This window comes from Cyanobacterium sp. uoEpiScrs1, from assembly GCF_947331815.1.
In the GTDB taxonomy this organism is placed as follows: domain Bacteria; phylum Cyanobacteriota; class Cyanobacteriia; order Cyanobacteriales; family Microcystaceae; genus Rippkaea.
The window spans coordinates 1,176,694-1,198,326 of sequence record NZ_OX373462.1; the positions used below are offsets into that span (position 1 = coordinate 1,176,694).

A 21,633-nucleotide genomic window follows, 5' to 3' on the forward strand; every position below is an offset into this window, starting at 1 on the left:
TTGAAGAGTTTTATGGTGTCTATATCCTCTCCTGAGTGGGAGAGGATTAACTTTTCTGATGATTAACCGCCACTAATTTTTACCTTGTAGCCTAATTGAGAAAGAATAGTTATTAGTTTTTGGCAATGATCTCCTTGAATTTCAAGGATGTTATCTTTAATGGTCCCGCCACTACCGCATCGGCTTTTGAATTGTTTTAGCAATTTAGCTAATTTTTCAGCAGAGTGTTGAAAACCAGTTATAACAGTTACAGTTTTGCCCTTTCGTCCTGATCTAGTGAGCTGTATCCGAATATCTTGTTGTTCAGGAAGTAAATCTTGACCCTTGTTTTCCAACATCTTTGAGTTGGAGAATGAACTAAACTCTTGATAGACAATGCGCTTAGAAGAAGACTGACCTTGAGAAGACATAACAAATTATATAAACATAAACTAATTTAGCTTTATCTTAGACTGTAAGTAAAAATTATTTAGTTGCTTTTTTCAGAAACCCCACAGTAAACGGATTAAGTAAAATTACTAGTCCCATTCGTGTCGAACAATTTTAGCCGAACAGTCTACAAAACTGAGTCTTAAGCAGATTTTTTTATGGTCATCGTACCTTTTTAAAATTTTTTCTAAATCCAAAGCAAGGTAATGTTCCTATAGTTAGGTAAATTTTTAAGAGAAGACTGATAGATTTACAATTAGCAGTTTAATATAATGAAGGTTTATTTATTTTTCGAATAGTTAGGTTTGCTATTTCTATCATAAAGAAGGCAACATTACCATTCATACTGAATATTTCAATATCCTAACTAATAACCAGCAATTTGTTTTATTGATTAAGATTAAGGTATGGTTACAAGGAATCTTACATCGAAAGAGTTGTTTGTGATTTTAAACACTTTAATCAAAGCTTTTGCAAATCTAATACAACATAATGTCCTATGCAAAAATAATTTGAACTTAATGCAAGTAAGTTTAGGAGTTATCTAAGAGATCCGACAAAGCAGTTACTTAAAAGAATACTAAGGATTTACGGTAGTTGCGTTTATACAATAATTGAGTCATGCTCAAAAAGGTTTACAGCTCACTAACTACTAAGTTTCAATTAAGATATAAAAAGATAAATTTACTATTTTAACTTCGCCGGTTCTTTGGTCTAAATATTTTACGATTACCAATTAATTTTGAATAATCTGGAGGTAATTGGTAGTTTAGGAGAAAACTTTAGTCTGATCTAAAAAAATTCTTAAAGAGTAGTAAGAATTTTAATAACATATCTTCTCGATTAAAATTTTGGTTGTTTTTCTTACTAAAATTTGATCGAATTTCCATAGTCTATATCTGTTTGTGCTTGATTTCTATCAGGAAACTTATATTGAAGTGAAGTATGGTACAAAACTATTAAGGTATACGCTTTTAGAGGAAGAATGCCTAAATTACATTATATTACTATCAACCCTGCTGCCTCAGTTTAACAATAAAATAGTTAATAAAGTCACTAAAGAAAACATTAGGTAACATAAAAGTTAGCCTTTTGTTTGTAAGTATTATTTACTTTCTTGAAAAGAAGATAACGAAAGCTAGAGACTCTTGCAAATACTCAAGATATACCTGCAGAATGTAACGGACTGCAGTATGACAGGGAACGACTAGGTAGTTTTGAAGTAAATTCCATGACTTGGAGGAGGTTGACTTATCCAATAAGACTACTTTTAGGTGGCTAAGAATAAATTCCATAATAGCATTGAGAATAAATTAACTTAACTTATTTAGATGTTAATGTACTCCCCAGGAACTCTATTTTTAAGCCACTAACTTAGTATTATTTATGGCACAGGTTAAGATAAGCTTTGGTTGTTCCCATGTCTATTATTTCTGATATTTTCTTAAATGATCGCTATTGGCTAAAAAATACACATATTCCTTCATGTTTATTGGATAATAGAGATTTTATCCCTGATACCAGAGAAGGTTTGTGTCAAATTGATTTAGAAATTGCCCAAGGAAAAATTTCCTCAATTATTCTCTCTGACTCTACTGTGATAGAAGATTCTTTTATGGATTTACAAGGAGGTATTATTTTTCCTGGATTTGTCGACATTCATACTCATTTAGATAAAAGCCATATTTGGGAACGATCACCTAATTTGGACGGAACATTTGATACAGCAATGATAACTCTTAGGAAAGATACCGAAGCTTTTTGGCGGCCTGAAGATATTTACGCTCGTATGGAGTTTGGTCTTAAGTGTAGTTATGCTCATGGAACAACAGCTATTAGAACTCATTTAGATTCATTTGGAGAACAAGCTGACTTAGTTTTTAAAGTTTTTAAGGAATTACAAACTCAATGGCAAGAAAAAATTATTCTTCAAGCCGTTTGTCTAGTTTCTTTAGATTATTTTTTGACGGATGAAGGGGTCAGTCTAGCGGATAAAGTCGCTGACCATGGAGAGGTTTTAGGTGGATTTACTTATATGAATCCTCATCTAGATAAACAACTTCACCAAGTTTTCAGGTTAGCTGAAGAACGTAACTTATGTTTAGATTTTCACGTAGATGAAAATAATGATCCTAATTCAATTTGCTTATCTAAAGTTGCTGAAACTGCTATAAAACATAAATTTGTAAAGCAAATTGTTTGTGGTCATTGTTGTAGTTTAGCGGTCCAACCACAAGAAGTCGTTAGTCAAACAATTAAATTGGTTAAACAAGCAAATATTGGAATTGTTAGTTTGCCAATGTGTAATCTATATCTTCAGGATCGAGCCTCAAATACAACTCCTTATTGGCGGGGTATTACAAAAGTCCATGAATTTAAAAAACAAGAAGTTCCTATTACATTTGCTAGTGATAATTGTCGAGATCCTTTTTTTGGTTTTGGTGATCATGATGTGCTAGAAGTTTTTAAAGAGTCTGTAAGAATTGCTCACTTAGATATTCCTTATAGTGATTGGTGTAGTACCGTAACAAAAACACCTGCAACTTTAATGGGACTTTCTAATATTGGTCGAATTTCAGTTGGATTAGATGCAGATTTAATTTTATTTACAGCTCGTTATTTCAGTGAATTATTGTCACGTCCTCAAAGTGATCGAATTGTTTTACGTCGAGGCAAACCAATTAATACTAACTTGCCCAAATATGCGGAATTAGATAATTTAACATTAATAAATCAAAAATATAGTAAAAGTATATAAAGCCTATTTTAAAATGGGCTTTTTAATAAAAATCAAATAAAAAGCTGCTATAGTTAGCATTAATAACAACTAAAAAGTATCTTACCAAACTTATTGAGTTAAAACACTACTTGTCTATGAATAGTTAGTAGAATCTGAGGTTATATTTAATTTCTATGCATAAATCAAGATAAAAAATTGTCTTATATTTTAATAAATTATTCTAATACTCAATATTTATATTATTGCCTGTAATAAAGCAACTACTGAGTTCTAAAATAGACAAGCCTATTAAAAAACACTCTAATATCTCCAGCAAAAATAGAATAACAGAACAATATTACAATCTAGAAGATTATTAAATGATATCGAAACTAGATTGATATCTTCCAATAATATTTTTTGTTTTTATTAAAATAATATGTAATGATTTTGCATTGATTTTATCTCACAAAAATTATCTAAGTTCTAAACTAGATTTAAGTTCTTTAATTATCTCTAACAATAAAAAAATTTCTTGATCGGTTCCAACAGAAATTCTAATATAATCCTTAATACGAGGATTTTCAAAATATCTCACCAATATTTTTCTCTCTTTTAATTTTTCGTAAAGCTCTGACGCAGGCATCCATTGAGAAGATGCAAAAACAAAGTTTGAGTCAGAATCAAAGACTGAGAAATCCAAAGCTTTTAGAGATTCAATAAGATGGCTACGGGTTTGACGAACTTTTTGCCAAATTTTTTTAAAATATTCTTGAAAATTGAGAGCATTTGTACCCAAAAGTTGCGCTACTCTATCTAAATTATAAGAGTCTTTAACTTTGTTCATTTGTTCAATTATAGGAACTGAAGCAATTCCAAAACCTACTCGCATTCCTGCTATACTATAGCTCTTAGACATAGTGCGAGAAATAATGACATTATCATATTTATTCAAAAAATCAAGATGATTTTTATCACTAAAATCTGTATAAGCCTCATCAATTAAAACTATTCCAGTAGCTTTTTCACAAGTTTTTTCTAAGTAATCACGCTTCAAATGTTGTCCTACAGGAGGGTTAGGAGAAGCAACAAATATTAGTTTAGCTTCGGGACAAATAATCGGTCGGTCAATAGTAAATTGATTATTTGTAGAAATTTTAGTAACAGATGCACCATGAACTCGCGCAATTGTCTCGTATAAAGAGTAAGTTAAATCAAGAAAAGTAACACTTTCTCCTGGATTTACAAATGTCCTTACTGCAATATTTAAAATGTCATCGGAACCATTGCCTGCTATGATGTTGTTGGGAGATACTCCAAACACTTTTGCTGCTGCTTTTCGTAGTTTGGAAGATACTGGGTCAGGATATAATCTTACTTTTGTTAGTTCTTCTTGAAGTCCCTCAAAAATATCAAGGGGAGGCGAGTAAGGATTTTCATTAGTATTTAATTTAATAAAATCATCGGTTTGAGGCTGTTCTCCTGGAATATAACCTGACGTTTCTTCAACGCATTCCCGAATAAGTGACATAAAGATGAAATTTGTTGCTATTGCTAGACCCAGAGAGTCTAGCGCGGAATCTTAATGATATATAGATTTCTTAACAATGCTTTAATAAAAATTAAAAACAAAATAGTTGCCCTAAATTTTCTATTTATTTACCTTCTTAAACAAAAAATAATTAACTATATTCTTGTTTTAAGAAAAGTAAGGATGCTATTTACTTATAACATCCTAAGGAAAAATGCATTTATGTAGATAAAAATATTATTTTGTCAGATGAGTTAACATCTGGTTAGAACGTTCTATAAAGGATTTCATTCCTTGTGAACCTAGTCCTTGCTGCGCTATTATTGCTAAGTCATAAACGTGCTGACAAAGCATTTTAGAAATCTCTCCAGAAGGAGATTCACCTGTTCCTTGGATAATACTAGACTGATTTAATCGATAAATATTTTCAATCAAAGGATGGCTAGTATTTATCACTAATACATGCTCTTCTGGAAATTCCATAACTTGTTGTTTCATCATAGCCGTCATTTCCTGTAAACGTCGCATTGCCTCAGGTAATAGAACCATCACAGGAGGAGTACTTTCAGGAGTATTTGATTTTAACGCCTCGGTGCGAACGTTTATCTTGGGTTTATTGATTGCTTTCTCGAACATTTCTTTAATTTGTTCACTTCGTGTTTTATTTGTAGCCGGATCAATAATCTCCTTATTCTCATCATTCTTTAATAAGGTTTTGTCTAATTCTGCATCTACACGGGAGAATTGAACGTCAGAATATTCTCGTTCCAGGAAAGGGATAAAGTAGTTAGTATCAATGAAAGAATCCATAAATAGGACTTCTATTTCTTGATTTTTATAGAGTTCAACATAGGTTGCTTGGGCAGTTTTATCAGTACAATAAAATACCCTATTTTCATGAGTTTTTATATTTCTATCTAAATAAGCTTTTAAGGTAGTAAATCCTGATCTTTCATAGGTTAATTGCGTATTTTTGTTGTTTTCTTCTGTCTCCTGCCAAATATCTTTTTTATCTTCTACTTGAATTACGTCCGCTTTATCCTCAATCTTAGTCAATGTGTCAGTAGGCTGATAAGTGGTCCGATAGATGAGGATATCTTCAACTTGTTTCTTAAATTTATCTTCTTTGAGGGAACCATATTTAACAAATGTTCCTATATCCTCCCAGCAACGAATATATTCTTCTGGTGTTTCCTCCGAAAGTGATTTTAGACGATCAGCAATTTTTTTAGAAATATGATTAGCAATACCTCGAACAGTACGATGATTAGTTAACGCACTACGAGAAACATTCAAAGGGATATCAGGACTGTCAATCACCCCCCGCAATGGCATTAAAAATTCAGGAATAACTTCTTCACAATGATCACTGACGAAAACTTGATTACAAAAGAGTTTAATAGACCCTTTTGAAACATCTACATCAGGACGAAGTTTAGGAAAGTAGAGAATTCCAGTTACCAAAAAAGGGTAGTCAGTATTTAAGTGTATCCAAAGTAAAGGATCTTCTTGGAAAGGGTAGAGATAGCGATAAAATTCCAAGTAATCTTCTTTAGTTAAATTTTGAGCTGATTCATTCCACAAGGAGCGTTGTTTATTGACAGTTTCTCCTTCAAATTTAATGGGAACTGATAAAAAGTCAGAATAAGTTTTAACCAGCTGACGAATACGAGATGGTTCAAGGTATTCTTGCTCCTCATCCATTAAAGTTAAGATGACGGTTGTTCCAATTTCAGTCCGAGAAGAGTCTGTTAATTCAAATTCAGGAGAACCATCACAAGACCAATGTACTGCTTGGGAACCTTCTCGGTAAGAAAGAGTTTCAATTTCAACTTTTTTAGCCACCATAAAAGCAGAATAAAAACCCAAACCAAAATGACCAATTAAATCATTGGTATCTTTCTGATACTTATGAATGAATTCTTCCGCGCTAGAGAAGGCAACCTGATTAATATATTTTTTTATTTCATCAGCTGTCATACCAATGCCATTATCAGTAATAGACAGGGTATTGTTATTTTTATCAACTGAAAGTATAATTTCAGGCTCGGGAACTTCTCCTTTCATTTCTCCAGCAAATACAGCCATTTTAAATTTAGAAATGGCATCAACAGAGTTAGAAATTAACTCACGTAAGAATATTTCGTGATCAGTGTAGAGAGATTTCTTGATAATGGGAAAAATATTCTCAGTATGAATAGTAATATTGCCTTTTTCAAGTATCGTCATAGCTTCTCAATTTTAGAAAGTGTTTACACATTATAAATAATAATTGTGCCCGATTATAAGTTAATATTCACTCAGGGATTGTCCCACTAAACAAATGTGGATTTCCGTACACTTATAATTCACAATCAGACTTCTGCGAATAAATTTGCTTAAATTAGCCAGACTCCCAAGGAACAGATTTTATAAAAACCCGTCAGTCTCCAGATGGTAGTTGATAAAGGATAGGCAACGAGTACTTAAATTTTACTTGATTGGAAAAAATACTGTCCTAGTCTAGGAAAATTTTATCTATAAACTTAACCTAATTTCCTAATATATTTGTCTCTTAAGTTTTACCTAAGCTTATTTTATTCTATTAGCAATTTTTTAAAATTGATCTATACTGCTACAGGTCTTAAAACGACTCTTAATACCAATAACAAAGCGATTTGTTCAACTTTTATCTAAAAAAATACTGAAATAACTTTCATGATCAGTCCTCGCAAAACACCTGCCACTGTTTTTTTTAATAAACTTATTTTTCTTACAATTCTAATTCTTGTTTCAGGAATTCTCGGATGGTTTACAGGAAAAGCTTGGATCTCTCGGGTTATTGGAGTTAATACAGGAAAAAATATTGAAATTCTTTCAACAAAGTCTAATAAAAATAATATCTCTGATATTAATAATGAAGACTTACAACGTAAAAATAAGTTACGTAGCCGTTGCCGAAATTTAGGATTAAATTATAGTTTATTTGCTACCTTAGTAGATGAATATTTTAACAATCAATATCCTAGTCAGAAAGGTCGTTCTTTGAGTAGTAATCCAGACGATGCTTTCTGGCAAAATAAGAGGGATCAAGCTGCGGCTTATTTGCTTGATATTGTAGACTCTTTGAGCCCTGAAGCAGTTCAAAGAATGGGTACTTATACTCAAAATGATAGACATTATTGGAAACAACAGGTTAATAATTTACATCTAAGTAGTCGTGCTCTTTATAACTTAGTTAATACTCGCTTTTTTCAGTTATTTCCTAAACAAAGAAATACACACTTTTTTGAAAAAGCTATTGGTCAAATTTGGAATGGTATGATGTTAGATACTTTACAAGCTCTACAATCTGGTTCACGTTATGAAAACCTTTCTTTTGTAGCTATAGGTTCTGATGTTATTCGACGAGAAGCAACTTTGCAATTAGGAGAAGGAAGAGCATATGTTGTTTTTTTAAAAGCTTCTGATCGAATGAAATTTTACTTAAAAGCAAATCGAGATATTTTATTATCTATTTATTCTCCAACAGGTTCTAATAACTTAATTGAAAACTCTCAAGAAAATCAATGGTCTGGAATACTTCCTGAAACTGGATATTATGAAATAATAATAGTTTCTCGTTCTAAGCAAACAGTTGATTATCAATTTTCTATTGTAGTCGATAGGCATGATTATTGATTTTTAGTTATTTTTTATTTGTTAATTTAGCAAATACATTAATACCTTAAAAGATAGATAATTTATGATTATTTTGTGTCAAAATTATAGTTCTAATTCTGGAGAATTAACAGTATATATTACAAATTATCTTAACAATAGACATTTATAAGTAGTCTGCAATAAACAATTATTTAATCATATTACATTCAGTACTTTGTTGAAATAACAAAAAACAGACTTCGTCATAATAATGTCTAAAAACTGATAATATTTTTTTAAACAATAAAAGTAAAAATTAGTCAAATTTCTATAAATATTGAATAACTTAACAGTCGTTAATTTTGAATAGCAAAAAAATATAAAGCATTATAAACCTAATCTAATCAAAATAAATAGAACAAAAAATAAAGCCAGTAACAGTGTATTTGTTAGCTATAAATAATTTGTTTAATTGTCAACTATTAATCTTAAAAGAATTGAGTCTACTAAGCATGGCTATAGCTGGAATTTCAACATTATCTTAAATTGTTTTTATAAAAGTTTACAAGTTTTAGCTCAAACAAAATAAATAACAATTTACATCAGCTAATTGACAATTAACATCATCCTTAAAGAGGATGCATTAAAGTCAACTATAACTTTATTTTAGAATATTTAAACTAAAACTATTAATTGTCTACTGTTCACTAATTTTAGCTAATGCTCTCTTAATGACCTTAACATCTGCCCCAGGTAAGTGACTATTTTCACTAATATATCGTTTCCAAGACTTAGTCCCTGAAATACCTCCAAAAATAGTTAATAAATGACGACTAATACTGTGAAGTTTGAGACCATTGTTACTCCAATAATCAATATAAGAAAACATCTTTTCAATAATTTCAGGACGCGTTAATGGAGTGACTGTCTTTCCATAGATATCCCGGTCTACTGTAGCAAATAAATAAGGATTATCATATGCTGCGCGACCAATCATAACTCCATCTACAAACTGCAAATGTTCTTTTATTTTTTCTATAGTAACAATCCCCCCATTAATTTCAATAAAAAGTTGAGGAAACTGTTTCTTAAGACGATAAACATCTTCGTATCTTAGGGGAGGAAGGGTGCGATTCTCTTTAGGACTTAATCCTCTTAACCAAGCTTTACGAGCATGAACTATAAACCTTTGACATCCTGCTTCTGAAACGATGCGAACAAAGTTAGTGAGATCTTTATAGCGATCACGCTCATCAATACCAATACGATGTTTAACTGTTACAGGGATATGAACCCGTTTTTGCATTGCTTCAATACACTTTGCTACCAATTTAGGTTGTGCCATTAAACAAGCTCCAAAGTTGCCACTTTGGACACGATCACTAGGACAACCTACATTCAAATTAACTTCATCGTATCCTAAATCTTCGGCAATAATACTACATTCTGCTAATTCTTGTGGATTATCTCCTCCTAATTGTAAAGAGAGAGGTTTTTCTTCTAATGAAAAACCAAGCAACTTAGAGCGATCGCCATAATGAATAGCTGCGGTTGTAATCATCTCTGTATACAACAGAGTATAACGAGTTATCTGACGCATAAAATAACGGAAGTGGCGATCAGTCCGGTCCATCATCGGTGCGATACTGAGCAGGGGTCCTAAAGACTTCTGATTTATAGTATTAACAGTCATTGAATTAGTCCATTCTCTATTATTGAGTATTTATTTTTAAGTTTTAAATGTATTGAGACAATTAGTTGACTATTCTAGTATTACTTTAAATTGTATTTATTCTCCCATAGTTTATTTCCCGAATAACTACATTTCAAGATCTATCTTGATAAGTATAGATCTTGAAATGTAGTTATTCATCTCTATATTTTTATATTCATCAGATACAATATTTAATATAAAAATTATAAAAAACCACTAAGAGTATAAACAAAGTTGGCTAAAAAGGAATATAAATAACCCTTAATAGATAGGAAAACTTAGATTTTAAAATAGTTGTCAATCAACAAAATAGTGTTCTTGTATAAGAACACTATTTTGTATGAATTTAGAAATAAAAAGTATAAATAGTAAGTCTGTTCAATATGTAAAGAATTAACAAAGATATTGACCTGAATACTGAAAATATTTGTAAAGATATTATGAACAAGTTTACTGAGCAAAGGAAACTACTCTTATGGTGCAATGCATCTAAAGAGACGAACTCTTAAAACTTGGATAAAAGTAAAGTCCGATGGCTTTGAAAGAAGAAACAACAGAAATATTTGGAGTTACATAGTTAATACAATATTTTTCTATAATCATAAATACTTTAGCATTACTGTAAAAGGTAACAGGCATAGTTGCGCAATTTTTATTTCTTTTTCTCTATTGCGTTGATGTCTGAAACTGAAAGCCCTGTATAAATTAAGCCTTATAAATTCAGTAACAATTTATTGTTGATGGTTTAAAAAATCTCTATCGTCGAACAGATTATGCCCAGGGGTTGATTTTTATCAGCATTTAATTGTAAAATACTTAATTGTGGACAAAGTGTTAATAGCTATTGTCACGAATAATATCTGTTACCTTAGCTGATAAGGTACTGTGGAAGCATAAAGCAGCTTAGTGTTTTAAGCCGCCTTAGAGATACTGGGGAAACAAACTATCCCTAAGTCTTGGGGAAAAACGGCGCCAAGACCTTAGCCAGACTATGTTCGGCTGGTTAAACGTGTAATCAAGCATACTCTTGATATACCGAATCCAAAATGTCACCCAGAGACGGAGGAGCGCGTATATTCTGTCCCGCACCTCTGGCTTTGATTGATTGCTGCTTACTTATTGTATCAATAAATGAGGGAAAAATCCGTGGCTGTTGGTATCCTCGGAACTAAGCTCGGTATGACCCAGATCTTCGACCAGGAGACGGGACTCGCAATTCCCGTCACTGTGGTTCAAGCAGGTCCATGTACCGTCACACAAATCAAAACATCTAAAACGGATGGATATAGTGCCATCCAACTTGGGTATGTTGAAGTAAAAGAAAAAGCTTTAACCAAGGCTGAATTAGGACATTTGAGCAAAAATGAGATGCCGCCTCTGCGTCATCTAAAAGAATATAGGCTAGATGACCCCAGTCAATATCAGCTGGGGGATGCCATCAAAGCAGACATATTCAACACAGGTGATTTAGTCGATATTGCCGGCAAAAGTATCGGTCGTGGGTTTGCTGGGTATCAAAAACGCCATAACTTTAAACGGGGAAATATGACCCACGGTTCTAAAAACCATCGTCTTCCAGGATCTACTGGAGCCGGAACTACTCCAGGGCGAGTTTATCCAGGAAAACGTATGGCAGGTCAATATGGTGCAACCCAAGTCACCATCCGCAAACTTCAAGTTGTACAAGTTGATGGAGAACAAAACCTAATACTTGTTAGAGGAGCAATTCCGGGTAAGTCTGGAACTTTACTTAATATTACTCCCACTAAGAAAGTCGGTAAATAAAGAGGAGTGATCACTGAAAATGGTTGATTGTATCATTAAAAACTGGCAAGGAGAAGAAACAGGTCAAGCTACTTTAGAGTTAAAAGTAGCAAAAGAAGAAAATGCTGCTCATATAGTTCATCGTGCTTTAGTTCGACAACGTACTAACGGACGTCAAGGAACTGCCTCAAGTAAAACTCGTTCTGAAGTTAGAGGAGGTGGGCGTAAACCCTGGAGGCAAAAAGGAACCGGACGAGCTAGGGCAGGCTCTAATCGTTCTCCTCTATGGAGGGGTGGGGGAGTCATTTTTGGACCAAAACCCAGGGACTTCAACATCAAGATGAACCGCAAAGAGCGACGTTTAGCATTAAGAACTGCCTTCCAGAGCCGTTCTGAAGACCTAGTGATTGTAGAAAACTTTGCCGCTCAATTTACCAAGCCCAAAACTAAAGAACTAGTTTTAGCTTTGAGTCGTTGGGGAGTAGAACAAGGAAAAACAATTATTTTGATATTGCCTGATATTCCCGATAACGTCTACTTATCAGCTCGTAATGTTCCTTGTCTCAAGCTACTAAGGGCTGATAGTTTAAATATTTATGATTTATTAGTAGCCGAAAAAATTATCGCTACCCCGGAAGCCTTAAGCAAAATACAGGAGGTTTACAGTGACTAGCTATGACCCTCGCGATTTGGCTGATTTAATCCTCAAGCCGATTGTTACCGAAAAAGCAACTTTACTTTTAGAAGACAATAAATATGTTTTTGAAGTTGCTCCTAAATCAACCAAGCCTCAAATTAAAGCCGCTATTGAAAGCTTGTTTGAGGTCAGTGTAGTCAAGGTGAACACAGCTCGTCCACCACGCAAAAAAAAGAGAGTGGGCAAATTCATTGGGTATAAGCCCTTATATAAACGTGCGATTATCACCTTAAAAGAGGGGGACTCTATTGTCTTGTTTCCCGATGTATAAAGAGTCAATCAATCGTGATAGTCAATGTAAAAATATTAAAGAAGGCGTTTAAAAAACCCAAGTATTTACCATCAACTACTAACGATTAACTATTAACTACCATTATGGGTATTCGTTCCTATCGGCCTTACACTCCGGGTACTAGACAAGCATCTGTTTCAGATTTCTCAGAAATTACTAAAAGTAAACCGGAAAAATCATTAACCACATCCAAGCACAATCCCAAAGGGCGCAATAACCGTGGAGTAATTACCAGTCGTCATCGGGGAGGTGGACACAAGCGTCGCTATCGCCTAATAGATTTTCGCCGTGACAAGCATAATATTCCAGCGAAAGTCGCCGCTATTGAATACGATCCTAACCGTAATGCCCGCCTTGCTCTTCTATTCTACCAAGATGGAGAAAAGAGGTACATATTGGCCCCCTCTGGCATCACTATGGGAACCATGGTGGTTTCCGGGGAAAATGCTCCATTCGAGATAGGTAATGCTTTACCTCTTATCAGAATTCCTCTAGGAACCGAGGTTCATAATGTTGAACTAACACCAGGTAAAGGAGGACAAATAGTACGTGCTGCCGGAGGAGCTGCTCAAGTTGTAGCTAAAGAGGGGGACTACGTCACCTTAAGATTGCCATCAAAAGAAGTTCGAATGGTCCGCAAAGAATGTTACGCCACCATTGGTAAAGTAGGCAATACTGAGGCTAGAAATCTCAAGCTTGGAAAAGCAGGACGAAGTCGTCATATTGGACGACGTCCTCACGTTAGAGGCAGTGTCATGAACCCAGTGGATCACCCTCATGGTGGTGGAGAGGGGCGTGCCCCCATTGGTCGTAGTGGGCCGATGACACCCTGGGGAAAACCTGCATTAGGAGCCAAAACTCGCAATAAGAAAAAAAGGAGTTCCAAACTAATTGTGCGTCGTCGCACGAAATAATCTGACTGAAAAACGTAATTCCTTTAGGAAATTAATCACTGAATTTTTACCATTGAACTACTTATGGGTCGCTCTCTCAAAAAAGGTCCGTTTGTTGCCGACAGTCTCCTCTCAAAAATTGAAAAACTCAATGAAAAAGGAGACAAACAGGTTATTAAAACTTGGTCAAGGGCTTCAACTATCGTTCCCCAGATGGTTGGTCATACCATTGCCGTACACAATGGGAAACAACATGTTCCAATCTTTGTGTCAGAACAGATGGTGGGGCATAAATTGGGAGAATTCGCTCCCACCCGAACCTTTAGAGGACACGCCAAAAGTGATAAAAAATCGGGTCGTCGATAACCTAGCTAATAGTCAATAGTCAAAAGCTATTAACTGTTAACTATTAACTATTAACTATTAACTAAAAAAATGACAGTTGATACGACAGTAGAAGTAAAAGCGCTTGCTCGTTACATACGAATGTCACCGGCAAAAGTACGACGGGTATTAGATCAGATTCGCGGGCGTTCCTACCGAGAGGCTTTAATTATTCTTGAGTTCATGCCCTACAGGGCTTGTGATCCAATTCTTAAGGTCCTGCGCTCGGCTGCAGCTAATGCAGAACATAACAAAGGATTAGATCGAACAACTTTAGTGGTCAGTAAAGCCTACGCTGATGGTGGTCCAAGTCTAAAACGCTACCGACCTAGAGCCCAAGGGCGAGCTTATCAAATTCGCAAACCCACCTGTCACATTACAGTTGCCGTCGCACCCAATGTAAACGAAAACTCTTAATACTTTCCTCCTTAATATGGGACAAAAGATACATCCAATCGGATTTCGTCTCGGCGTTACAAAAGAACATAAATCATGTTGGTACGCTGATGCTAAGCACTATCCAGAATTATTACAAGAAGATCGTCGAGTTCGCGATTATATTACTAAGAATCTTAGTAATGCCGGTATTTCTGGTATTCGTATTGAACGCAAGGCTGATCAGATCGATCTCGCTATTCATACAGCACGCCCAGGAGTTGTTGTTGGACGAGGAGGTAGTGGTATTGAACAATTACGTGTTGGCTTACAACAGGAATTAGGCGGCAACCGTCAAATTAGAATCAATGTTATTGAAGTATCTAGGGTAGATGCTGACGCAGCTTTGATTGCTGAGTATATTATCCAACAGCTTGAGCGAAGAGTCTCCTTCCGTCGTGTAGTCCGTCAGGCTATTCAACGGGCACAACGGGCAGAAGTAAAAGGCATCAAAATTCAAGTTGGAGGCCGCCTTAACGGAGCAGAGATAGCTAGAACTGAATGGGTAAGAGAGGGGCGGGTTCCTCTGCATACTCTCCGGGCCGATATTGACTATTCTTATCGTACTGCTCAAACTATCTATGGTATCTTGGGTGTCAAGGTTTGGATCTTTAAAGGAGAAATTATTCCTGGTCAAGAGGAACAAGCTGTTCCCATACCTACTCAGACACCCCGCCGTCAACGCCGCCGTCAACAATTTGAGGATCGCTCAAGTGAAGAGTAAGAGTAAGTTGACACTATCTAAGGAAATGATGTAGTCGATAGTGGACTATTTAATAGTTATTAATTACTAACGACTAACTATGAAATGATAACGGATAACCACAATGCTTAGTCCTAGAAGAACTAAATTTCGGAAACAGCAGCGAGGGCGCATGAGAGGTATGGCCTATCGGGGTAATACCCTTAATTTTGGTGAGTATGCCTTGCAAGCCACTGAGCCCTGTTGGATTACCTCCCGCCAAATCGAAGCTGCTCGACGTGCCATGACCCGTTATATCAAAAGGGGTGGGAAAATTTGGATTAGAGTTTTTCCTGATAAACCAGTTACTATGCGCCCTGCAGAGACTAGGATGGGCTCAGGTAAAGGCAATCCAGAATACTGGGTGGCTGTAGTTAAACCTGGTCGTATTATGTTTGAATTGTCGGGAGTGGCTGAACCGATTGCGCGAGAAGCCATGAGATTAGCGGCTCAAAAATTACCCATCAAAACAAAATTTATCACAAAAGAGGAGGAATATACCTAAGGCTATGCCACTACCTAAAATAGAAAATGTGAGAAAGCTTAGGGATGAAGAATTGGTTGATGAAATTTTAGCTACTAAACGTCAGTTATTTAACCTGAGATTTCAACAGGCCACCCGTCGCTTAGAAAAACCTCATGAATTCAAACATACACGCCATCGTTTAGCGCAACTTCTCACCGTGGAACGAGAACGTCAAATTCAGGCAAATCACTTAAATGTATCGCCAAAGACGGAAATCACCCCCCCAGAACAAACCTCAGAGGAGAAATAAAAACAAATCATGGCAGTGAAAGAAAGAGTAGGAGTTGTCGTCAGTGACAAAATGGATAAAACCGTTGTTGTTGCTGTCGAAAACCGTTCTCCTCATCCAAAATATCGAAAAATTGTCGTGAAAACGAACAAATTTAAAGCTCACGATCAAGAAAATCAATGCCAAGAAGGTGATCGAGTTCGTATTCGAGAAACCAGACCCCTCAGCAAAACCAAACGCTGGGTAGTTGCAGAAATCTTAACGTCCCATTAGTTCTTTTGTTAGCCCTGTGATTCAACAGCAAACCTATCTTAATGTCGCTGATAATAGTGGCGCTCGTAAATTAATGTGTTTGCGAGTTTTAGGAACCGGAAACGTCACCTATGGCGGAATTGGCGATGTCATTATTGCCGTCGTCAAAGACGCCATTCCTAATATGCCAATTAAACGCTCTGATATCGTCAGAGCTGTAATTGTACGAACTCGCCAACCACAAAAGCGGGCAAGCGGGATGAGTATACGATTTGACGATAACGCTGCTGTTATTATCAATAGCGACGATAATCCAAGAGGAACCCGTGTTTTTGGACCAGTTGCGCGGGAACTACGCGATAAAAACTTTACCAAAATTGTTTCTCTGGCTCCGGAGGTGCTCTAAATGAGTAATAAAAAAAAAGAAAAGCCCCAACGACATAGAATGCACGTCAGAACAGGAGACACCGTTCAAGTAATTTCTGGTCAAGATCAAGGAAAGGTTGGGAAGATCATTAAAGTAAATCCTAAGACCAGTAAGGTTATTATCCAAGGAGTTAATGTGAAAACAAAACACGTTAAACCTCAACAGGAAGGAGAATCCGGGCAAATTACTACTTTTGAAGCACCGATTCATAGTTCTAACGTCATGTTGTACTCCACTAAAGAAAAAGTTGCTAGCCGAATTTGTTACACTCTCACCGAAGAGGGTCGTAAAGTGCGGATGCTTAAGAAAACTGGGGAAGTTATTGACTAGTATGAGCAAAAACTAATTATTATCCCTGGATAGTTAACCAGTTCATTGATCAATGATTAATTCTTTTCCTGACCAAGCCCAGGGAAATCAAGGATAAAATACCATGACTCAACGCCTGAAAATTTTTTATCAAGACACCATTGTCCCGAAACTCAAAGAACAGTTTGGGTACAAAAATATTCACCAAGTTCCTAAAGTAGTTAAAGTTACTGTTAATAGAGGATTAGGAGAGGCATCTCAAAATGCCAAAGCTCTAGAGTCTTCCATTAATGAACTGTCCACTATTACCGGACAAAAGCCCGTCGTTACCCGAGCAAAAAAAGCGATTGCTGGCTTTAAAATTCGCGAAGGAATGCCTGTCGGGGTCATGGTTACCCTGCGGTCAGATCGTATGTATGCCTTCTTAGATCGTCTGATTAACTTGGCGTTGCCTAGAATTAGAGACTTTCGCGGTATCAGTGACAAAAGTTTTGACGGGCGAGGGAACTATAGTCTAGGCATCCGCGAACAACTTATCTTTCCTGAGATTGACTATGACACCATCGACCAAATTCGGGGGATGGATGTCTCAATTATTACCACGGCAAAGACTGATGAGGAAGGGCGCACTTTACTCAAAGAAATGGGAATGCCCTTCCGCAAGTAGTCACCATATTGCTCCGCTTCATATGAAGCCCGCTTGCTAGCAATTGTGGTTAATCAGCGACCTTATAGGAGAAATTCACCTTAAGCAATAATGGCACCTAACGATACTATCTCAGATATGCTCACTCGCATCCGCAATGCTTGTGCCGTACGGCATCCCACTACCCATGTGCCGACCACAAAAATGACCCGCAGCATTGCTCAAGTTCTCAAGGAAGAGGGCTTTATTGAAGACTTTAAAGAAACTGGAGAAGGAGTTAAACAATTTCTTGTCCTGACTCTGAAGTACAAAGACAAAAGCCGTCAACCCATTATAAATATGCTTAAGCGGGCAAGTAAACCAGGATTACGAGTCTATTCTAAACGGAAGGACTTGCCTAGAGTACTCGGCGGCATTGGTATTGCAATCATTTCTACCTCCAAAGGTGTTATGACTGACCGAGAAGCAAGACGTCAAAATGTGGGTGGCGAAATCTTATGCTACATTTGGTAGCGTTTTCAGTAAACAGTAACTGATAATTTATAACTGATAATTGGTAATTAAACCTATGTCTCGTATTGGTAAACGCCCAATTCTCATTCCTAATAAAGTGACCATCGAGATCAACGGGCAATATATAGCAGCCAAAGGACCTAAAGGATCGTTAGATATAACCCTTTCCGAAAAAGTCAAGGTGGTTAAAGAATCAGACACTCTGTTGATAGAACGAGCAGATAATTCTCGTACTGCCAGAGAACGTCATGGACTTAGTCGTACCCTTGTCGCAAATATGGTTGAAGGAGTATCTAAAGGTTTTGAAAAACGCCTTAGCATCCAGGGAGTGGGCTATCGAGCTCAAGCCCAGGGAAGCAAACTTATTCTGAACGTGGGCTATAGCAAACCCGTTGAAATGATTATGCCCCAAGGGATTCAAGTAGTAGTTGAAAACAACACCCAAGTGGTGGTCAGCGGCATAAATAAAGAAATTGTGGGAAATGTTGCAGCCCAGATTCGTGCTGTACGTCCACCAGAAGTTTATAAAGGCAAAGGTATTCGTTATATGGGCGAATTTGTCAGACGTAAGGCAGGTAAGGCAGGTAAAAAATAAATATGAAACTCACGCGTAGACAATCAGTTCAACGTCGCCATCGACGAATTCGCAAAAAAGTAAGCGGTACGACCGAGTGCCCTCGTCTGGCAGTTTTCCGTTCTAATCAGCATATCTATGCTCAAGTTATTGATGATATAGATCAGCAAACCTTGGCTGCTGCCTCAACTTTAGAACCAGTTTTGAAGAAATCTTTGTTTTCAGGGTCTACTTGTGAAGCATCAGCTGCAGTAGGTAAATTGATTGCTCAACGGACTATCAATAAGGGAATTGAAAAAGTTGTCTTTGATCGAGGGGGGAATCTTTACCATGGGCGAGTTAAAGCATTGGCAGATGCAGCTCGTGAAGCTGGATTACAGTTTTAAACACAACGAAATAATATCTCAATGTAAGGGTAGAAATTATGGCAAAGCGTCGTAAAGGCAGCCGAACAAAAGCAAAAGAGACCAACTGGCAAGAACGGGTAATTCAAATTCGTCGGGTTAGTAAAGTTGTTAAAGGCGGTAAAAAACTTAGTTTTCGAGCTATCGTCGTCGTCGGCAATGAAAACGGACAAGTCGGCGTTGGTGTTGGCAAAGCCGGAGATGTTATTGGAGCAGTTCGTAAAGGAGTTGCTGACGGGAAGAAACAATTAATAGAAGTATCTTTAAACAAAGCTAGCTCTGTTACCCATATTGCTAAAGGTATTTCTGGTGGAGCTAAAGTTGTTGTTAGACCTGCTGCTCCCGGTACAGGAGTAATTGCAGGGGGAGCTGTGCGTACTGTCTTGGAATTAGCAGGTGTAAAAAATATTCTGGCCAAACAACTTGGTTCGAGTAATCCTCTCAACAATGCTAGAGCTGTGATTAACGCGCTTGAAGGCATTCGGACTTTCTCCGATGTCGCACAGGAGCGGGGTGTTCCCCTGGAATATCTTTACACCTAATTCCTAGACTCCAATGGATTGTCAAGGGATCAGGAAATATGACTCGCTAAAAGTTAAATATCCAAAACAAAGAAAATTATGAAAATTAATGAAGCCGTACCAAAAGAAGGCTCCAAAAGACGTCGTCGTCGTGTTGGACGGGGAATTTCTGCCGGACAAGGAGCAAGTTGTGGTTTTGGAATGCGGGGGCAAAAATCTCGCTCAGGGACGGGTACAAAGCCTGGATTTGAAGGGGGACAAATGCCACTATATCGCCGTATTCCAAAATTAAAACACTTTCCCATAGTTAATCCCCATAACTATACCATTATTAATCTAGATAAATTGAATTCTCTGCTTCCTCAAACCGAAGTTACTCTAGAAAGTTTACTCGAGCAAGGGGTTGTTACCAGTAATGATGGTCCATTAAAAGTATTGGGAAATGGAAAACTGGACAGATCTTTGGTAATTAAAGCAGCAGCTTTTACGAAAAGTGCCAAGAAAAAAATAGAAACAGCTGGAGGAAGTTGGCAAGAGTTATCTTAAAAATTTCTCCAAAAAATACCGAAAACGATTAATAATTGATAAGTAATAATTGATCATTGATAACTGAGGTAGCCATTAATGGTTGTCAGTCGAGATAAAACACCTACAGCACAAGAGACATTTTTACAAATGGCTCAAGCAGCCGGTCTTCGAGGTCGGCTTTTGATAACCATTGGATTATTGATTTTGATTCGTTTTGGGATTTTTATCCCCATTCCAGGAATTGATCGTGAAGCCTTTGCCGCCGCTATTAGCAATAGCCCTATTTTAGGTTTTTTGGATATTTTTACGGGGGGAGGGATTGCTGCCTTAGGAATCTTTGCCTTAGGAATTCTCCCGTTTATTAATGCATCCATTATCATGCAGCTATTAACGGCTGCCATCCCTGCTTTAGAAGATTTACAAAAAAATGAAGGAGAAGCAGGAAGACGCAAAATTTCACAGATAACTCGTTATGTTGCCCTAGGTTGGTGTATTGTTCAGAGTTCTGGCATTACTGTTGGTCTATTGAGACAGTATGCCCTTAATAACCAGTTCTGGTTTATCCCCGAAACGGTTTTAGCTCTAACTGCTGGCTCAATGTTTGTCATGTGGGTATCAGAAATTATTACTGAACGAGGAATTGGCAATGGTGCATCTTTATTGATTTTTGTCAATATTGTTGCGAGTCTACCAAGAACCTTAGGCAATACAATAGACTATGCTCAAACAGGCGGACAGCAAGCTGTAGCTCAAGTCATTATTCTTTTGTTAGTATTTCTGGTCATGATTGTGGGGATTGTATTTGTTCAGGAAGGAACCAGACGTATTCCCATCATTTCAGCTCGCCGTCAAGTAGGCAGAAGATTGTACAGGGAAAGAACTAGTTATTTACCTCTAAGGTTGAATCAAGGCGGAGTAATGCCAATTATTTTTGCTTCCGCTGTTTTGATTTTACCTCAGTCCTTAGCAGGATTTTTTAGTAATCAAGGACCAGTCAGTCAAATATTAGTTCGGATAGCTAATACCCTGCGTCCTGGAACTTGGAGTTACATCGGAGTTTACTCATTGTTAATTCTATTTTTTAGTTATTTCTATGCTTCCCTAATCATGAATCCCGAAGATGTATCTAAAAATCTTAAGAAAATGGGAGCAAGTATTCCAGGGATTCGTCCAGGAGATAAAACGAAACAATATTTAGAGGGAGTTCTCAATCGTCTAACTTTCCTCGGGGCAATCTTTTTAAGCATTGTCGCAACCGTACCAACTCTAGTTGAAGGAGCAACTGGGGTGACAACCTTTCGGGGATTGGGTGCAACTTCCCTTTTAATTCTCGTGGGGGTCGCTATTGATACCGCTAAACAAATTCAAACTTATGTTATCTCTCAAAGATATGAGGGAATGATTAAACAGTAGATGATTTAGAAAATAGGGCAATTCAATTACCCCCATTCCCTATTTTTGATAAAGCTTAACTAACCTCGAG

Annotated in this window: 26 protein-coding genes; 22 read left to right on the forward strand and 4 right to left on the reverse strand. The window is 36.6% G+C overall.

The window, feature by feature from the left end:
- Positions 1-62: 62 nt before the first annotated feature.
- Positions 63-410, reverse strand: a complete 348-nt coding sequence (locus OXU93_RS04070) for a translation initiation factor (protein ID WP_267384646.1) — start codon at positions 408-410, stop codon at positions 63-65.
- A gap of 1,439 nt (positions 411-1,849) precedes the next feature.
- Between OXU93_RS04070 and OXU93_RS04075 the strand changes: the two genes are divergently transcribed.
- Positions 1,850-3,187, forward strand: coding sequence for a cytosine deaminase (locus OXU93_RS04075; RefSeq protein WP_267384647.1), 1,338 nt, complete (start codon positions 1,850-1,852; stop codon positions 3,185-3,187).
- A 436-nt stretch (positions 3,188-3,623) separates the two neighbouring features.
- Here OXU93_RS04075 and hisC read toward each other — a convergent pair whose 3' ends face one another.
- Entirely contained in the window at positions 3,624-4,679 is a 1,056-nt protein-coding gene (gene hisC / locus OXU93_RS04080; RefSeq protein WP_267384648.1) for a histidinol-phosphate transaminase, read from the reverse strand.
- Between the two features lie 237 nt (positions 4,680-4,916).
- On the reverse strand, positions 4,917-6,908 hold the full coding sequence (htpG, locus tag OXU93_RS04085; protein ID WP_267384649.1) for a molecular chaperone HtpG: 1,992 nt from the start codon (positions 6,906-6,908) through the stop codon (positions 4,917-4,919).
- Positions 6,909-7,376: 468 nt separating this feature from the next.
- On the opposite strand from htpG, the gene OXU93_RS04090 reads away from it, so the two are divergent.
- Positions 7,377-8,339, forward strand: coding sequence for a hypothetical protein (locus OXU93_RS04090; RefSeq protein WP_267384650.1), 963 nt, complete (start codon positions 7,377-7,379; stop codon positions 8,337-8,339).
- 658 nt (positions 8,340-8,997) lie between these two features.
- Here OXU93_RS04090 and dusA read toward each other — a convergent pair.
- The gene (gene dusA / locus OXU93_RS04095) at positions 8,998-9,993 is read right to left on the reverse strand and encodes a tRNA dihydrouridine(20/20a) synthase DusA (protein WP_267384651.1); all 996 of its coding nucleotides are present in this window, start codon (positions 9,991-9,993) and stop codon (positions 8,998-9,000) included.
- A 1,067-nt stretch (positions 9,994-11,060) separates the two neighbouring features.
- On the opposite strand from dusA, the gene OXU93_RS04100 reads away from it, so the two are divergent.
- From OXU93_RS04100 to secY, 20 genes are all read left to right on the forward strand, one after another.
- Positions 11,061-11,186 carry a hypothetical protein gene (locus OXU93_RS04100; protein WP_267384652.1) on the forward strand — a complete coding sequence of 42 codons (126 nt, stop codon included), beginning with the start codon at positions 11,061-11,063 and terminating at the stop codon, positions 11,184-11,186.
- Positions 11,161-11,799, forward strand: coding sequence for a 50S ribosomal protein L3 (gene rplC / locus OXU93_RS04105; protein WP_267384653.1), 639 nt, complete (start codon positions 11,161-11,163; stop codon positions 11,797-11,799). Before OXU93_RS04100 ends, rplC begins: the two co-directional genes overlap by 26 nt.
- A 19-nt stretch (positions 11,800-11,818) precedes the next feature.
- The gene (gene rplD, locus OXU93_RS04110) at positions 11,819-12,451 is read left to right on the forward strand and encodes a 50S ribosomal protein L4 (RefSeq protein ID WP_267384654.1); all 633 of its coding nucleotides are present in this window, start codon (positions 11,819-11,821) and stop codon (positions 12,449-12,451) included.
- On the forward strand, positions 12,444-12,746 hold the full coding sequence (locus OXU93_RS04115; protein WP_267384655.1) for a 50S ribosomal protein L23: 303 nt from the start codon (positions 12,444-12,446) through the stop codon (positions 12,744-12,746). Before rplD ends, OXU93_RS04115 begins: the two co-directional genes overlap by 8 nt.
- Before the next feature lie 104 nt (positions 12,747-12,850).
- Positions 12,851-13,681, forward strand: coding sequence for a 50S ribosomal protein L2 (rplB, locus tag OXU93_RS04120; RefSeq protein WP_267384656.1), 831 nt, complete (start codon positions 12,851-12,853; stop codon positions 13,679-13,681).
- Positions 13,682-13,744: 63 nt separating this feature from the next.
- Positions 13,745-14,026 carry a 30S ribosomal protein S19 gene (gene rpsS, locus OXU93_RS04125; protein WP_267384658.1) on the forward strand — a complete coding sequence of 94 codons (282 nt, stop codon included), beginning with the start codon at positions 13,745-13,747 and terminating at the stop codon, positions 14,024-14,026.
- Between the two features lie 69 nt (positions 14,027-14,095).
- The gene (gene rplV / locus OXU93_RS04130; protein WP_267384660.1) at positions 14,096-14,461 is read left to right on the forward strand and encodes a 50S ribosomal protein L22; all 366 of its coding nucleotides are present in this window, start codon (positions 14,096-14,098) and stop codon (positions 14,459-14,461) included.
- A 16-nt stretch (positions 14,462-14,477) separates the two neighbouring features.
- On the forward strand, positions 14,478-15,203 hold the full coding sequence (gene rpsC, locus OXU93_RS04135) for a 30S ribosomal protein S3 (RefSeq protein ID WP_267384661.1): 726 nt from the start codon (positions 14,478-14,480) through the stop codon (positions 15,201-15,203).
- A gap of 103 nt (positions 15,204-15,306) precedes the next feature.
- Positions 15,307-15,726 carry a 50S ribosomal protein L16 gene (gene rplP, locus OXU93_RS04140; protein ID WP_267384662.1) on the forward strand — a complete coding sequence of 140 codons (420 nt, stop codon included), beginning with the start codon at positions 15,307-15,309 and terminating at the stop codon, positions 15,724-15,726.
- Positions 15,727-15,730: 4 nt separating this feature from the next.
- A complete protein-coding gene (rpmC, locus tag OXU93_RS04145) occupies positions 15,731-15,997 on the forward strand; it encodes a 50S ribosomal protein L29 (RefSeq protein ID WP_267384663.1) in 267 nt (88 codons plus the stop codon).
- A 9-nt stretch (positions 15,998-16,006) separates the two neighbouring features.
- Positions 16,007-16,249, forward strand: a complete 243-nt coding sequence (gene rpsQ, locus OXU93_RS04150) for a 30S ribosomal protein S17 (RefSeq protein WP_267384665.1) — start codon at positions 16,007-16,009, stop codon at positions 16,247-16,249.
- A 16-nt stretch (positions 16,250-16,265) separates the two neighbouring features.
- Complete coding sequence (gene rplN / locus OXU93_RS04155; RefSeq protein ID WP_267384667.1) at positions 16,266-16,634, forward strand: 50S ribosomal protein L14; 369 nt, start codon at positions 16,266-16,268, stop codon at positions 16,632-16,634.
- Positions 16,635-16,985: a 50S ribosomal protein L24 gene (gene rplX / locus OXU93_RS04160; protein ID WP_267384668.1), complete on the forward strand. Its 351-nt coding sequence runs from the start codon at positions 16,635-16,637 to the stop codon at positions 16,983-16,985.
- Positions 16,986-17,088: 103 nt separating this feature from the next.
- Positions 17,089-17,631, forward strand: coding sequence for a 50S ribosomal protein L5 (gene rplE / locus OXU93_RS04165; RefSeq protein ID WP_267384669.1), 543 nt, complete (start codon positions 17,089-17,091; stop codon positions 17,629-17,631).
- A 90-nt stretch (positions 17,632-17,721) separates the two neighbouring features.
- Positions 17,722-18,123: a 30S ribosomal protein S8 gene (gene rpsH / locus OXU93_RS04170; RefSeq protein WP_267384670.1), complete on the forward strand. Its 402-nt coding sequence runs from the start codon at positions 17,722-17,724 to the stop codon at positions 18,121-18,123.
- 55 nt (positions 18,124-18,178) lie between these two features.
- Positions 18,179-18,718, forward strand: coding sequence for a 50S ribosomal protein L6 (gene rplF / locus OXU93_RS04175; protein ID WP_267384671.1), 540 nt, complete (start codon positions 18,179-18,181; stop codon positions 18,716-18,718).
- A gap of 2 nt (positions 18,719-18,720) precedes the next feature.
- Entirely contained in the window at positions 18,721-19,083 is a 363-nt protein-coding gene (gene rplR, locus OXU93_RS04180; RefSeq protein WP_267384672.1) for a 50S ribosomal protein L18, read from the forward strand.
- A gap of 38 nt (positions 19,084-19,121) precedes the next feature.
- Positions 19,122-19,643, forward strand: coding sequence for a 30S ribosomal protein S5 (gene rpsE, locus OXU93_RS04185; protein ID WP_267384673.1), 522 nt, complete (start codon positions 19,122-19,124; stop codon positions 19,641-19,643).
- A 78-nt stretch (positions 19,644-19,721) separates the two neighbouring features.
- A complete protein-coding gene (gene rplO / locus OXU93_RS04190) occupies positions 19,722-20,168 on the forward strand; it encodes a 50S ribosomal protein L15 (protein ID WP_267384674.1) in 447 nt (148 codons plus the stop codon).
- Between the two features lie 78 nt (positions 20,169-20,246).
- Entirely contained in the window at positions 20,247-21,563 is a 1,317-nt protein-coding gene (gene secY / locus OXU93_RS04195) for a preprotein translocase subunit SecY (RefSeq protein ID WP_267384675.1), read from the forward strand.
- Positions 21,564-21,633: the final 70 nt, after the last annotated feature.